The following is a 15,066-nucleotide window of genomic DNA, read 5'->3' as shown; positions in this document are numbered from 1 at the left end:
CATATGAAAACGGATAAAGAGTTTCGGGAATCTCTTGGCGAGTATGATTATGTGATTGTAGGCGCCGGATCGGCTGGCTGCACGCTCGCCGCGCGCATCAGCGAAAATCCGAATGTCACGGTTTGTGTCCTTGAGGCGGGCGGCAAGGACGATAACCCACTGATTCAGGCGCCGATCGGCTTCGCCTTTCTGGGCGACAACAGCCCGACCAACTGGCACTTCGATACTGTGCCGCAACAGCACATGAATGGACGGCTAGGTCGACAGCCACGCGGGCGAGCGCTCGGCGGATCGAGCTCGGTCAACGCCATGATTTATATTCGCGGCTCAAAAGCCGACTACGACCGCTGGGCAGCAAACGGCGCGCCGGGATGGGCGTGGGATGATGTGTTCCCTTATTTCATGAAGGCAGAAGACAACGCCCGCGGGCCGGATGCACATCACAGCATCGGCGGACCGCTTTCCGTTGCAGACTTACGTTACAAGAATCCGTTGTCCGATATCTTTCTTCAGGCAGCCGCTGAGTTGCAACTACCGATCAATCCGGACTTTAACGGCAAGTCACAAGAAGGCATGGGCTATTATCAGGTCACGCAACGGGACGGGCAACGATGTTCCGCCGCAAAAGCCTATCTTCACCCGGCAAACGAGCGGGCCAATGTCACCATCGTCACTGATGCGCATGTGGAACGGGTCCTGTTCGATAATAAACGCGCCAAGGGCGTAAACCTCCTTCAAAAGGGTGCGCGCAAAACCATTTCAGCAAAGCGCGAGGTTATACTCTCGGCCGGAGCATTCCAGTCGCCGCAGCTTTTAATGCTTTCGGGCGTAGGACCGGCGGATCATTTGCGCGAGCATGGTATAGACGTCATTGCGGACAGCCCGAATGTAGGCGGCAACCTTCAAGATCATCTTGACTGGATTGCGCTTTACAAATCGAAATCGCCATACGCTGTCGGATTACATCCGGGAATGTTTCTCAGCGCGCTTTCTTCATTGAACGCCTACCGGAAGCGAAAAGAGGGCCCGTACACCTCAAACCTTGCAGAATGCGGGGGCTTTCTCAAAACCGATATCAGCGAGCCAGAACCCGATGTTCAGTTGCACTTTGTTACGGGACTTGTGGACGACCATGGCCACAAAAAACATCTTGGCAGCGGGTTTTCGTGTCATGTATGCGTTCTGCGTCCAAAAACGCGCGGTACGGTACGCCTCGCCTCACCCGAACCAATGGCGTCGCCGGCAATCGATCCGAACTTCCTCTCAGATGACGATGATTTGCAGCGGCTGAAAAAAGGTGCGCGGATCGTTGAGCGCATCTTTGACGCGCCCGCAATGAAAAGTATCCGCGGCAAGCGACTTTATCTAGACGAACCAGCGGACGATGACGCGCTAGAAGCAGACATCCGCAACCGTTCCGATACGATCTATCATCCGGTCGGCACTTGCCACATGGGAACCGATGCCGGTGCTGTTGTGGATACATCTCTGCGCGTAAAGGGCGTTGAGGGGCTTCGTGTCATTGACGCCTCGATCATGCCCTACCTCATTTCGGGCAACACCAACGCCCCGACAATCATGATTGCGGAGAAAGCGGCGGATATTATCAAGTCGACCTCAACATAGCGTTTTCGCAATTTCCACCCGCTCCTCCGGGGTTCTTGCTTCGCGTCCCAGCGCCTCGGCTTTATCCAAAACAAACCGCAAACCCACCCGGTTGGCGATCTGAATGGAAATGCCGGGACGTGCGTTAAGCTCAAGCAAGAGCGGACCCTTGTCGCGATCGAGAACGATATCGACGCCCACATAGCCAAGCTCTGTCATCTCATAAGACTTCGCCGCCATTAACAAAATATCGCCCCAGTACGGCGTTTGAATATCTTCCAGCGGATAGCCCGTATCGGGATGAATTTCCACAAACTGATCATGCTGCATGGCGCGTTTGGTTCGGCCGGTCGCAAGGTCGATACCGGCGCCGACGCCACCCTTATGCAAGTTCGCCTTACCATCTGACTCCGCCGTTGGCAGGCGTAACATGGCGAACACCGGCACGCCTTTCAGAACAATCACTCGAATATCCGGCACGCCTTTGTATGAGACTTGCCCAAAAACGTCGTCGAACTTCACGCGGTACTCGATCAGCGCCTTATCCGGTTGGCCGCCAAGCGAATACATGCCCGACAACATGTTATTGATCTGATACTTCATCGCTTCAAGGTCGGTACGCCGCCCTGATGACAATCGCCACCCGCCCTTCAAAGGCCCATCCACAACCATGATGCCTTTGCCCTGCGATCCCATGGCGGGCTTGATGACAAAGCCGTCCGAATGATCGATGAACTCAGCAAGCCGCCTCATGTCGCGGGCGTTTTTAATCACGCCGTAAAGCTCAGGCGTTGGAATGCCCGCATCCTTCGCCAGAAGTTTGGTCAGTTCTTTATCATCAACCCTGATCAGGAACTTTCGCGCGTTCAGCGAATTTACAAAGCGAACATTTCGTTCGTTAATGCCGATAACGCCGTTTCGCTTCAGGGCCTGATAGGTTCTGAACATCGTTAGTTCGCCAGCGCCCTAAACCGCCACAACTCCATCAGACGCAAGCCGGTGTACCGCCCCATCAACACACACAACCCCATAAGAACGAGCAACAGCTCTGGGAACTGATACATCAGGTATTCTACGTATGAATTGGTCATGGCGAGATAAGTAATCGCTGCGACGGCGAGGCTGCCAAAACCTTGTTTAATCGCTTCGCTTGCGGAACTTTCTTCCCAGACGATAGACATGCGCTCAATCGTCATGGTCAGAATAACCATCGGGAAGAGCGAGATGGAAAGACCGATTGCTTGATTGGCGCCCGTCATCAACACCGTGATCCCAGCCATAGTCATGACGATGAATATCAAGACCACCGCAAGTCTGGGAACCAGAAGGAGGTGCAAACGTTCCAGATAAAACCGGAGCGTCAGCCCAAGCGCCACCAGTAAAGTAAAAAGCAATACGCCGTTGAGGAGAGCCGTTTCGCGAAAGGCGATGCCAATCAATACCGGCATGAAAGTGCCAAGGGTTTTAAACCCAATGAACTGGCGCAAGAAAACGAGAATAGTAATCCCTACGGGAATGGTAATGAGCACTTGATAAACAAGCTGCGTTGTTAGCGGCAATGCGCCAAAGCCAACGGCGCGTCCAAAATCACCCAGCGGGCCGGGAGTGTTCGCAGCTACTGCCGATGCTGAAGTATCAAGAGACCGCAATGCGATTTGCACGTCCAGATCATCAACGCCATCAGCCGAAACAAGAGGCCTCGGTCCATACCATATAGTGAAGAACCGGTCCGGCGCATCACTAGGAAAAAACCGGAAATCCTCACCATCAATGTGATATTCAAGCCAGCGTCTTGTTTCCAATCGCCGCCGCTCATCTGAAAGATAAACGCCGCCGGCTATGCGGGCCGGCACGCCTTGCGATTGCAGTAGCTGTTGCGCAAGCACTAGCCGTCCAACTACGCCCTCGCCCTCGTCCAGCAACGCGGCGACTTCGTCAGCATATTGTTCGTTGTCGGCGCGCGTTTCAAAAACTGACTTTAAAGCGAGGTCCGCAAATGATTGATCATCGGCTGAGCGCTGACGGAGATTGCCGGACCAGACGATGAAAGCCTGCCGCTTCACCTCATCGGCTTCAAATGGAATAATTTGAGGTTCAGATTCCCGAAACGCTAGCGGCAATGGCGTGGATTGAGTTTCACCCAGCGTTTGTACCGCGTAGCGCAGGACCTTTTTGTCCGCAGGGTATCGATAGGTCCACACAGCCTTGCGGTTTCGTGTGCCGTTTTCACCAATCAGGCTAAGCCCGAAGGAGCCGTTATAAAACTCTTCCTGCGGAAAGGCGCGTTCGACATCTCCAGCAGGAATGTAAGCTTCTATTCTAGCGGGCTCGTTGCGCCCCTCAAACTCAAGATATAGCTCGAAGTCCCATAAAGTCGTGCGCTCGCCTGGTGACAGAGGGTAGTGCAGAACTGACGACTTGATCAAAAAAATGACTGCGCCGGCGACAATCAGGACAAGGCCCAGGATCGTCGCATGCCGAAGATTAATCTTCATCTACTGGTCCGCATTCTTCTTCGGCCATGAAGGTCCGGCTGGAGTCGACGAGGATTCGATTGGCCAGGAACTCGCGCCCGATTAGAATGTCGTATTCAAAATCCCCCCGGTCAGCGAGGTTCACTTCGGCCCGTCCCCTTCTGCCGTTGATGCAGATCGGAAGATGAATAACCGGACGCCTGATCGTACCGCCCGTCTTGGTTTTGATATTCGCAAAACGGATGACGTTCTGGTCGTAACGAATGGACCGGCCGTCCTTGCCGACCAGACGGAACTTCACCCAATTGTCTCGTTTGCCGCGTTTGTAGACTTCTACATTAAACGCGTGAACCGATGTCGTGTCCGCGCCGGTGTCCAGTTTCCCCTTCATTTCCAGGTTGAGATTGCCCACTGCGACATTCTCGATGAAGCCCAAAGTAACCGGCTCGCCACGCACGTCCTCGTCCGCCGCAGCAGCTGCGGTCGCAAGCATAAAAGAGAAAACGAGCGCAAATCGAAATGGCATGCTGATCATCTCCGTTCCGGCATTAGCCAGTAGTTTGTTCGGCGTCGGAATATCAAAGCGGGTCATAAAGTAAACAGGCTTGGCTTGCCTCAAGGCGTCGGCGAGGCTTAACAAATGGAAAGTCCGGCCCGGTCCCAAAATCACCCCTTTACGACGTTTTCTGGCCGTGGTTTTGCTTTAATAGAACGTTACGAGGCCAACTTTAAGCTCTTCAGCAGCAAATGACGGGATATAGCGGGAAATGTGCGGCATTATTGGCATTTTAGGGTCGAAAGAGGTAGCCCCACAGATCATAGCGGGCCTCAAACGCCTTGAATATCGCGGCTATGATTCGGCCGGTATCGCGACCCTTCATGACGGGCGCCTCGCCCGCCGCCGCGCGCCAGGGAAGCTATCGAACCTGGATGAGGCGCTCTCCGCTACCCCCCTCCCAGGCATCGCAGGCATTGGCCACACCCGGTGGGCCACGCACGGCGCTCCAAATGAAACAAATGCGCATCCTCACATGACGGAGCGTGTTGCTGTCGTTCATAACGGCATCATCGAGAATTTCGCAGAACTTCGCCGCGAACTTGAAGACAAAGGAATTGTCTTCGAATCAGAGACCGACGCCGAGGTCTGTCCGCAACTGATCACTTATTATCTACAGACGGAAAATATGGCGCCTGTTGAAGCGTTCAAAAAAGCCATAGGCCGAATGCGAGGCGCGTTTGCTTTTGCAGCTATTTTCTCAGGCGAAGACGACCTTATGATTTGCGGCCGGAAAGGCAGTCCTTTAGCGATCGGCCGGGGTAATGACGAGATGTATCTGGGTTCAGACGCCTACGCGCTGGCGCCCTTTACCAACCGCGTTACCTACCTAGAAGAAGGTGATTGGGCGGTCCTGACGCGAAACTCCATCGATGTGCGCGATGAAGCCGGCGCCAAGGTTCAACGCCAGGAAGTTATCTCATCAGCTTCGCAGGGACTCGTCGATAAAGAGGGTCACCGTCACTTCATGGCAAAAGAAATCCATGAACAACCGGAAGTGATCGCCCACACCATCTCCAGATATGTGGATCCGTCAACAAAAACAGTCAGGCTGCCCAATGGCGTATTTGACTTCGCAAAACTTGATCGATTGACGGTCACTGCATGCGGCACCGCTTATTATGCGGGCTTGGTCTCAAAATACTGGTTTGAAAAATGGGCAAAACTGCCGATCGAAATCGATGTCGCCTCTGAACTGCGCTATCGTGATGTGCCATGGACGAAAAACGGCGGCGCACTTTTTATATCGCAATCCGGCGAAACCGCTGACACGCTTGCAGCACTGCGTGACGCGCGTGCTAACGGTCAGCAGATCGCGACAGTAGTGAATGTTGCGGAATCGTCAATTGCACGCGAAGCAGACATCATCTTTCCGATGGCGGCAGGCCCAGAAATTGGGGTTGCTTCAACAAAAGCATTTACCTGCCAGCTTGTTTCACTTGCCTGCATTGCTATTGCAGCGGGCCGCATCCGTGGAACACTGACTGCTGAAGAAGAGTCGGTACTCGTCACAAGCCTGCTGGAAATTCCACGGCTTGTTTCTGAAGCGCTAAAACAGAGCGACAAAATAGAAACCATCGCCCGTGATATCGCCAAGGCAACTGGTATTTTCTATATTGGCCGAGGCGTCTCCTATCCAATCGCACTCGAAGGAGCGTTAAAGCTCAAAGAAATTTCTTACATTCATGCCGAAGGGTACGCTGCGGGCGAGTTAAAACACGGGCCAATTGCACTGATCGATGAAAACCTGCCCATCGTGGTGATTGCGCCCAAAGACGCCCATTTCGAAAAAACTGTTTCGAACATGCAAGAAGTCATGGCGCGGGACGGCAAGGCGTTGATGGTTTCCTGCAAAGATGGCATCGCAGAAGCAGGCGGCAAAACGTGGGCCGCAATTGAAACGCCGCAAACTCATCCCATGCTGGCGCCGATCGTTTATACAGTTCCTGTGCAACTACTCGCCTACTTCACAGCAACAACGAAGGGAACGGATGTGGACCAGCCTCGAAACCTCGCCAAGTCGGTCACCGTAGAATGATGTTCCCGTTTGTTTGACCACGGCAACAGGGCGATTTAGAGCTATTTACACTACGGACGTAACATAACGGGCAATGATGACGGCGTTTTCTGAGGCCAGTAACAAATTCAAACGCTGGTTCGTTGATGACGCCCTGCCTCTTTGGCTTGAGCAAGGCTACGATAACGAGCGAGGCGGCTTTTACGAAGCGCTGAATTTCGACGCCACGCCATCGGCTGGCAGGTCTAGACGAGTGCGCGTCCAGACCCGTCAAATCCATACATTCTCGCAAGCGGGCATCCGCGGCTGGCACAACGATGCAGAATCGCTAGCGGCAAAAGGGTTCGAATATTTTCTTGAAAAAGCATGTCCCGACAACGGTGAGCGCGGGTGCGTTCACCTAATTGATGACGATGGCGAGATTATCGATGACAAACGCGATCTCTACGATCAGGCGTTCCTTCTGCTTGCTTGCGCATCACGCTGGGAGGCCGCAAAAGACGAACGGGCCATAGCGCTCGCGGATCAAGCCCTGGCGTTTCTGGATCGTGAACTCGCCTCCCCGCATGGTGGCTGGCTTGAAAGCGACCGAAAAGAGCTACCGCGCCGCCAAAACCCACACATGCATCTGTTCGAAGCATTTATGGCATTATCCCGCGCAACAGGTGAAGATAGATTTTTGAATAGCGCTGCGAAAATCTTAAACGACTGCTTTCCTGCTTTTTATGATTCAGATAACGGCAGCATAATTGAATTTTTCAATGACGATTTAAGCGGCTTAAAACAGAACAAAATAGTGGAACCAGGGCACATATTTGAATGGGTCTGGTTGCTATCGAACTGGGAAGAACTGGCGGGTGCTGATTTTTCTCATGTACGGAATAATTTATACAAGCATAGCGCCATTCTGGGAGAGAATCCTGGCTTTTACGGCTTTGTCTATGACCGCATCGATATTGAAGATCCAAATCATCAGTCCAACCTCCGGCTTTGGCCACAGACGGAATATATAAAAGCCAGTTGCGTGCAAGGAAAATGGGGCGATGAGAAAGCCAAGTCGAGAAGTTCATCGCTTATGAACGACTTGTTTGCATCCTATTTGAACGTTGACATATGTGGATTATGGATTGATGAGTTTGACCCAAAAGGCGCACCATTAGCGCAGGGCGTGCCCGCCAGCATCCTTTATCACTTGTTTGAAGCCGTAACTGAAACAGAACGTTTTGAAACGATGGATAATGCGCAATGAAAATCCAGCCGGTCATCATGTCAGGCGGTTCCGGCACGCGTCTTTGGCCCCTATCGCGCCGCGCACGTCCCAAACAGTTTCTCAACCTCGCGGGCAAGCATACCTTGTTTCAGGATACGGTGTTGCGCTTAATTGACGATAACAACATATTCACAGCGCCGCTGATCATCGCCGGAAAAAACCACGCAGATATCGTTTCTGAACAACTTTCTGAAATCAATATTCAACCCGCCGACATCATACTCGAGCCAAGCCCGCGCAACACCGCCCCCGTTGCGGCTGTCGCCGCAGCCTGGACGAAACAAAACAATCCCGATGCGGTCATTTTCCTATCTCCTGCTGATCATTATATTGGCGACAGTCAGAAGTTTAGGGATGCAATCCTAAACGGCGCTGAGGCTGCGCAAAAAGGCTTTATCGTCACTTTTGGCGTCAAGCCGACCCATGCGCATACCGGGTATGGATACATCAAATGCGGCGGCAAGCTGACCAACGATGTCTTGCGCGTTGATACGTTCAAGGAAAAGCCAGACGCCAAAACCGCACAAGGCTATTTAACATCCGGTGGATACTACTGGAACGCTGGATTGTTTCTCTTCAATCCGCAAACGATTCTAGATGAATTTTCGGCACAAGCACCTGAAGTTGCAGTACATGCATCCAAAGCGTTTGAACATTGCTCTAACCTTGAGCATGCGCATCTGCTTGAAGACACGGCTTTCAAAGCCTGCCCCAGCGTTTCACTTGACTATGCAATCATGGAAAAAACGGATCGGGCGGCAATAGTTCCTGCGCTCGACATAGGCTGGAACGACATCGGAAGCTGGAGTGAAGTGATGAGCGAATCGGAGTCCAAGCATCTTCTTCACAACGCTGATAACGTTACGGTTCATTCAGGTGGGCCTATAGTCGGCGCCATAGGCGTCGAAGATTTGATTATCGTTGCAACCGCTGATGCTGTTCTGGTAGCCCGCAAGGATAACGCACAGGACGTACGAGTGCTTGTCGAGGAACTTAAAAAACGCGGCCGGGAAGACTTGTTATGAGCCAGCGCATCGTTGTTACCGGTGGAGCCGGTTATATTGGAAGTCATGTGGCCGTCGAATTATTGTCCCAGGGCGCGTCGCTGTTGATCATCGATAACTTTGCAAACTCGCACCCTGAAGCGGTCAGTCGCATTCAGGAGTTAGCCAACGGCGAAGTTGTATTGCTGGAACGCGACCTTGCCGACGCCGCACACAAAGGCGATATCAAGAAGGCTGTAGCAACCTTTAAGCCCGATGGCGCGGTTCATCTCGCGGGTTTAAAGGCCGTCGGGGAATCCGTTGAAGAACCAATACGCTATTATCGGGTCAACCTTGAAGCGACGATAACGCTCGTCGAGGCTCTTGAGAACGCTCATGCAAAAACAATAGTGTTCTCGTCCTCGGCAACGGTCTATGGCGAAGAAAACCCGAATCCCGTTGACGAGGACGGGAAAACAGCGCCGGCAAACCCTTATGGCCGCACAAAGTTTTTCATCGAGGAAATGCTCAAAGACTTGGCGATAGCCGACAAGTCATGGCGCATCGCCAATTTAAGATACTTCAACCCGGTCGGGGCCCATCCATCAGGTCGCATTGGTGAGGACCCGAACGGCGTTCCCAACAACCTCTTCCCATTTATTGCGCAGGTCGCTGTCGGTAAACGCGATACATTAAAGGTCTTCGGAAACGATTACCAAACACGTGATGGAACCGGCGTCAGAGACTATATTCATGTCTGCGATCTCGCCAGAGGCCACGCAGCAGCACTAGGTTATTTGTCTAAACAGACATCAGGTTGCGCGATTGATGTGAACCTCGGCGCCGGCGTTGGATATTCCGTTCTAGAAGCTGTTGCTGCTTTTAAGCGCGCCTCCAACCGGGAAATTCCATTTGAGTTCGCCCCTAGACGGGACGGCGATATTGCTGAGATATTTGCCAATCCAAGTCTGTCGAAAGAGTTGTTTGGCTGGCAGGCGCAAAAGACACTGGATGATATGTGTGCTGACCATTGGCGCTGGCAAAGCAAAAACCCGGATGGTTACAATTCTTAGGCGGCTTGCTTGGTGAATTGCCCATATTTGCGGTATCGCACCATATAGGCCGGCAAAACCGATTCCACTGTTTGCGCATCAATCCCTAGATCGCCCAAAACGCCGACCGCACCACTGTCATCGACCAAGTTGTCTTTTTTCAACAGCTTCACCTGATCAGCCGTTAGCACCGGCTCCAAAAATGGCAACCGGCCAACGATTTGAGCGAAAAACCCTATCAATGACGCAACAGGAAATGGAACAGGCGCCAGCAATCGCTTTTGCCCCGTCTCCCGCAACATCAATTCCATCAATTCACGGAAAGTATAAATACGAGGTCCGCCGAGTTCAAAAATTCGCCCTTTCGCATCGGGCCGGACCAATGCTTCGCAAACAGCATCAGCCACATCATCCACATAGACGGGCTGAAATCTTGTCTTCCCACCGCCGATCAGCGGCAAGGCAGGAACCAGCCTTGCTAGGTTCGCAAATTTGTTGAAGAAAGAATCTTCCTGACCGAAAACAATAGACGGACGCATGATTACGGCTTCAGGGAAAGCATTTTTGACGGCAAGCTCTGCCTCGCCTTTCGTGCGTGCGTAAAGACTGTCGCTCTCAGCATCTGCGCCAATTGCCGAGATATGGACGAAGGTTTCAGCGCCCGCCTCTTTCGCGAGCGCCGCTATCGCCACCGCGCCCGCGCTTTGAACGGCGTTAAAGGTTTGCGCTCCAGTTTGATGAAGCAAGCCCACAAGATTAATTACCGCGTCAGCGTCATGCAGCGCATCAGCCACGGATGGACGGTGGCGCACATTGCATTGCTTCAACTGAATTTGGCCAACGGAGCCCATGGGACGTAAAAATTGAGCCAGGTGCGGCCTTCGTACAGCCACACGCACGCGCCACCCCCGCTTTGCAAGCTCTCGCACAACGTAGCGTCCGACAAATCCGGACCCGCCGAAAACAACCGCTAATTTTCCCGTCGCCACGTCTTCTGTCTCCTCGCACGTCTGGCGGGTTTCGCCAGCGAAATCAGTATGGACCTATCTGAATTTCTCATGCCGGACAATCGTCCGATAGGCCGCAGCGTCACTGTTAACCAGCCTTATGGCGCCTTGTTTGCTTAGAGAAAACAGACTTAGCGGCCAGTTCGGCAAGTTTCGGCGGGACGGGCGCGCCGATCACGTCAATAAAGGCCCGTCAACGGCGTTTCGTCTGGCAGGCCCGGTGGGGGGCGTTGACGGCCTGGCGCTATGAGACCTCCAGGTCCTGCGCCAAGCGCGCGAATAATCGCGCGGCGCCCACGCCGTTGAGCCGCTTTTCCCGAATTGACATCGCGCGCGCGCATTCGTAAGTCAGCCGTCCTTCACCTGCCCAGGTGGCGGAATTGGTAGACGCGCTGGCTTCAGGTGCCAGTGGCCTTACGGTCGTGGAAGTTCGAGTCTTCTCCTGGGCACCATTTTTACTTAAGCGGGCAGCTCGTAGCCCTTGAAAATCTTGCGGAGTTCGGTTTTCAGGACTTTGCCTGTGGCGCCGAGCGGAATTTCATCGATAAATTCAACAGCGTCGGGCCACGCGATTTTGTCTAGTTTCGGTTTCAAAAATTCTTTGATTTCTTCTTCTGAAGGGTCTTGCCCTTCTTTTTTCACAACAATCAGCAATGGCCTTTCCTGCCATTTCGGATGATGCACGCCAATGACGCCGGCTTGCGCAACACCGGGATGAAGTAAGGCAGCGTTTTCAATATCAATCGACGACACCCACTCCCCACCTGTCTTGATAACATCTTTTGACCGGTCGGTGATTTGCAGAAACCCGTCCTCATCGATAATGGCCACATCGCCTGTATCAAACCAGCCGTCTTCGGTTAGTGTCGGCGTCTCGGCTTTATAGTATTCGTCAATTATCCACGGCCCGCGCACCTGAAGATTGCCGTCAGACTCGCCGTCATTAGGAAGTACTTTGCCGTCACTACCAACAATACGCATATCGACGAAAGGCAACGCGCGGCCGGCCTTTAGTTGTATCGGTAACTTTTCTTCAGGCGGAAGAGCGCGGATATGCGGAGGAAGCGAATTCACCGTGCCAATGGGCGACATTTCCGTCATGCCCCACCCTTGCTGCAATTCTACACCGTATTTTTCAAAACCACGGATCAACGCTTCCGGTAAGGCAGAACCGCCGCTCATGCCCTTTTTCAGATATGGCAACTCTTTACCGGTTTTCTCAAGATACTGAAGGAGCCCCAGCCACACGGTCGGCACGCCGGCGCTATAGGTGACTTTTTCCTGATCCAGGAGTTCGTAAAGCCCTTCGCCATCGAGGCGGGGGCCCGGGAAAACCTGTTTGACGCCGATCATCAAGCAGGAATAGGGCGTATTCCACGCATTAACATGAAACATCGGCACGACAGGCAGCAAAGTGTCGCCTTCTAGTAGAGACATTGATGTCGGCAAGCACGCCGCAAACGATTGCAATACCAAAGCACGATGTGAGTAAACGACGCCTTTCGGGTCGCCTGTAGTTCCGGATGTGTAACACATTGCGACAGCAGTGTTTTCGTCAAAATCAGGCCAATCAAAGGATTCTAATTTCTCGCTCAATAATTCTTCGTACACCAACGATCCATCTATCAGATCGCCCGCATGATCGCCATCCGTTAAACCACAATAATGCTTTACAGATTTAAGACTGGGTTTTAATGCAGCGACCAGGGGCGTAAAAGTGGTGTCGTAAAAGAGATACTCGTCCTCTGCATGATTAATAACGAACGCGGCGTTGTCTGGCCCAAGCCGCGGGTTGACTGTATGCAAAATAGCACCAAGACCGCCAACAGCATAATATAGCTCAAACTGGCGATGTGTATTCCACCCAATAACGCCAACCCTGTCACCTTTTTTGACACCAAGCTCGACAAGGGCATTCGCAAGCCTTGCTATGCGTTTACTGGAATCGGCAATCGTGTATCGATGGATGGGACCCTCGACGGTACGGGTGACGATTTCCGTTTTTCGAAAGTTTCGTACCGCATGTTTTAGGATATCAGTCGTCAATAGCGGCCGATCCATCATCAATCCCATCATCGCCTTGTTTCCTCCCGGGCGTTATTATGATTTCACATCAAACCGGTTCTTTAGCGCCCGGTCAAATATTCTCCCCTGTACAGTGAGATGAAAAATGAGCGGACGTCCTAAACCAGCGCTTGTGTGATTTTATCGCGTAAAATCGCTTGTTGCCTGCTCTCATCAGGAAAGCCTTCCAATATCCATTGCGCCTCAACAGCAGCAAGAATTTTCGCAACGGGAGGGCCCGGCTGAACGCCCGCATCAACCACATGCCGACCTGATATGAAAAAAACAGGCTCCACCATGGATTCAATATCCAGCCTGATGCGGCGATACTTGTCTGGAGACAGCACGCCTCGCGCGGTCGCCAAGAGGGCGCCATCGAATGCATTGTCGCGACCGAAAGTATAAAGAATGGTCTTTAAATCCTTTTGTTCGATATTGGGGGCAAAATGTTCGGCTGTCTTGATCGCTGTCGTGCGTCCCGATTTTTCAGCGTTGGACAGTCTTAACCGACTGCCGATCCCCGCCCCCTCATCGCCGTAGAGTGCGGCCAGCATCAACGCGGAATGCGCCGTGGGGGAAAGCAACTTCATGCGCGTTGCTGCTTCCAAGTCGGGTTCTTCCTGCCAAATTTCTTTCAGTACGCCACTGGAATACATCGCCTCAAGCGCGAAAACCGCTCTGGGCAGCGACAATATTGACGTGAATTCCAAGCCGACGCGTTCCGCTGACAGCTGCTGAATACCCGCCCTCAGTCGTGCGCATGCTTCAAGCCCGGCTTCATCATAGTGATCGCAAAAACGGGCCGAAAATCTGAAAAACCTTAAGATGCGCAAATAGTCTTCTTTTATGCGCGCCTCGGGGGACCCTATAAACCGGATGCGCCGCCGCCTAGCGTCATCTATGCCGCCAGTGGGATCATACAATCGACCATCCGAGGTAAGATAAATAGCATTGACCGTAAAATCCCGGCGATGCGCATCCACTGACCAGTCATTTGTAAAAGCCACCGTCGCACGGCGCCCATCCGTCGACACATCAGCCCTGAGACTTGTCACTTCAACGCCCTGATGTTCGACAATCGCCGTTACGGTTCCATGATCAATTCCCGTCGGGGCGACACGCAATCCTGCCTTTTTTAACGCCCGTGTGGCTTCTTCCGGCTCTAAGATTGTGGCGATGTCAAAATCTTTTGGCGTTTCACCCAATAAACTGTCTCGAACACAACCGCCAACGAACCGGGCGCCATCAGGGGCCGCTGCTTCCAGTGCAGACACGACGGTTTTCAGATGTGGGGCTGAAATCCAGTTGAAGCGTTCACGCGCTTCGATAGGTATAGAAAAAAAGTCCGTTTGCGCAGTCACCTGCGCGCCTCTTGGAGAAAGTCACTGTGCTGAAGCATCTCCGCGAAAGACCGTAAGATTCCCGCAGTTAGCCCCCAGATATGATATGGGCCGTAAATCGCCGCGAACATTTTGTAGGGAATACCATTCAAGCTGCGCTCTTCAATAATATGGTTAGCCAGATCACCCAGGAATTCCACCGGCACTTCAAAAATTTCATCAACTTCGCGCGGACAAGGTTTAAGGTCAGCCTGCGGATCAACAAGCCCCACAACAGGCGTAACAGAAAAGCCGAGCCCTCCCTTGTGAACGCCCATCGTACCAATCACGTCGACAAACGCGGGCGCGATGTTCACTTCTTCTTCCGCTTCACGCAAAGCAGTATCAATCGGACCCCTGTCTTCTGATTGTGTTTTCCCCCCTGGAAAACTGATTTGCCCGGCATGAGACGGCATGTCCGTAGAACGTACCGTCAGAATGACCCGCGCGCCCTCTTCGCGATAGACGATAGGCACAAGCACAGCTGCATCCTTGCGTTTATCGCTCCAGCGTTTTTCAAACAGTTTATCACCGACAAGATGCGGATTAATCTCTCGAAACAAATCATGCACGCGTTGCGCAGACGCGTGCTTAAGGTTTGCTTCGATAAGCGATCTTAGGTTGTCGCCTGCTGCATTTAATTTAGATTTCATGAGCTG

General features: G+C 52.7%; 12 protein-coding genes and 1 tRNA gene. 6 read left to right on the top strand and 7 right to left on the bottom strand.

Annotated elements, in window-relative coordinates; translation table 11 throughout:
- The first annotated feature begins 3 nt into the window (after positions 1 to 3).
- The gene (locus PUV54_RS10860; RefSeq protein WP_274492259.1) at positions 4 to 1,626 is read left to right on the top strand and encodes a GMC family oxidoreductase; all 1,623 of its coding nucleotides are present in this window, start codon (positions 4 to 6) and stop codon (positions 1,624 to 1,626) included.
- Here PUV54_RS10860 and PUV54_RS10855 read toward each other — a convergent pair.
- From PUV54_RS10855 to PUV54_RS10845, 3 genes are read right to left on the bottom strand one after another with little or no spacing between them, the layout of a single operon-like run.
- Positions 1,618 to 2,553 (bottom strand): alpha-L-glutamate ligase-like protein, encoded by a 936-nt coding sequence (locus tag PUV54_RS10855; RefSeq protein WP_274492258.1) that lies wholly within the window; start codon positions 2,551 to 2,553, stop codon positions 1,618 to 1,620. The genes PUV54_RS10860 and PUV54_RS10855 overlap by 9 nt on opposite strands.
- 2 nt (positions 2,554 to 2,555) lie before the next feature.
- Positions 2,556 to 4,100, bottom strand: coding sequence for a UUP1 family membrane protein (locus tag PUV54_RS10850; protein WP_274492257.1), 1,545 nt, complete (start codon positions 4,098 to 4,100; stop codon positions 2,556 to 2,558).
- The gene (locus tag PUV54_RS10845) at positions 4,090 to 4,671 is read right to left on the bottom strand and encodes an ATP-dependent zinc protease family protein (protein ID WP_274492256.1); all 582 of its coding nucleotides are present in this window, start codon (positions 4,669 to 4,671) and stop codon (positions 4,090 to 4,092) included. The genes PUV54_RS10850 and PUV54_RS10845 overlap by 11 nt, the downstream gene beginning before the upstream one ends.
- A 175-nt stretch (positions 4,672 to 4,846) precedes the next feature.
- Here PUV54_RS10845 and glmS point away from each other — a divergent pair, with 175 nt between their 5' ends.
- The 4 genes from glmS to galE all read left to right on the top strand — a co-directional run bounded on the left by glmS (position 4,847) and on the right by galE (position 9,978).
- Entirely contained in the window at positions 4,847 to 6,673 is a 1,827-nt protein-coding gene (glmS, locus tag PUV54_RS10840; RefSeq protein WP_274492255.1) for a glutamine--fructose-6-phosphate transaminase (isomerizing), read from the top strand.
- Positions 6,674 to 6,749: 76 nt separating this feature from the next.
- Positions 6,750 to 7,901 (top strand): AGE family epimerase/isomerase, encoded by a 1,152-nt coding sequence (locus tag PUV54_RS10835; RefSeq protein ID WP_274492254.1) that lies wholly within the window; start codon positions 6,750 to 6,752, stop codon positions 7,899 to 7,901.
- Positions 7,898 to 8,947, top strand: coding sequence for a mannose-1-phosphate guanylyltransferase (locus PUV54_RS10830; RefSeq protein ID WP_274492253.1), 1,050 nt, complete (start codon positions 7,898 to 7,900; stop codon positions 8,945 to 8,947). The genes PUV54_RS10835 and PUV54_RS10830 overlap by 4 nt, the downstream gene beginning before the upstream one ends.
- Positions 8,944 to 9,978 carry a UDP-glucose 4-epimerase GalE gene (galE, locus tag PUV54_RS10825; RefSeq protein WP_274492252.1) on the top strand — a complete coding sequence of 345 codons (1,035 nt, stop codon included), beginning with the start codon at positions 8,944 to 8,946 and terminating at the stop codon, positions 9,976 to 9,978. The genes PUV54_RS10830 and galE overlap by 4 nt, the downstream gene beginning before the upstream one ends.
- Here galE and PUV54_RS10820 read toward each other — a convergent pair.
- On the bottom strand, positions 9,975 to 10,946 hold the full coding sequence (locus PUV54_RS10820) for a complex I NDUFA9 subunit family protein (protein ID WP_274492251.1): 972 nt from the start codon (positions 10,944 to 10,946) through the stop codon (positions 9,975 to 9,977). The two genes, galE and PUV54_RS10820, sit on opposite strands and share 4 nt — an antisense overlap.
- Before the next feature lie 383 nt (positions 10,947 to 11,329).
- Here PUV54_RS10820 and PUV54_RS10815 point away from each other — a divergent pair.
- Positions 11,330 to 11,416 (top strand) — tRNA-Leu (locus tag PUV54_RS10815).
- Positions 11,417 to 11,423: 7 nt separating this feature from the next.
- On the opposite strand, the gene PUV54_RS10810 is transcribed toward PUV54_RS10815, so the two are convergent.
- The 3 genes from PUV54_RS10810 to PUV54_RS10800 form a co-directional block, all read right to left on the bottom strand.
- On the bottom strand, positions 11,424 to 13,040 hold the full coding sequence (locus tag PUV54_RS10810) for a long-chain fatty acid--CoA ligase (RefSeq protein ID WP_274492250.1): 1,617 nt from the start codon (positions 13,038 to 13,040) through the stop codon (positions 11,424 to 11,426).
- Between the two features lie 107 nt (positions 13,041 to 13,147).
- Entirely contained in the window at positions 13,148 to 14,389 is a 1,242-nt protein-coding gene (locus PUV54_RS10805; protein ID WP_274492249.1) for a CCA tRNA nucleotidyltransferase, read from the bottom strand.
- Positions 14,386 to 15,060, bottom strand: coding sequence for a CoA pyrophosphatase (locus tag PUV54_RS10800; protein ID WP_274492248.1), 675 nt, complete (start codon positions 15,058 to 15,060; stop codon positions 14,386 to 14,388). The genes PUV54_RS10805 and PUV54_RS10800 overlap by 4 nt, the downstream gene beginning before the upstream one ends.
- Positions 15,061 to 15,066 lie beyond the last annotated feature (6 nt).

The organism is Hyphococcus flavus (genome assembly GCF_028748065.1).
Lineage (GTDB): Bacteria > Pseudomonadota > Alphaproteobacteria > Caulobacterales > Parvularculaceae > Hyphococcus > Hyphococcus flavus.
Note: the sequence above shows the minus strand (reverse complement) of the source record. Positions and strands in the feature narration are given on the sequence as shown.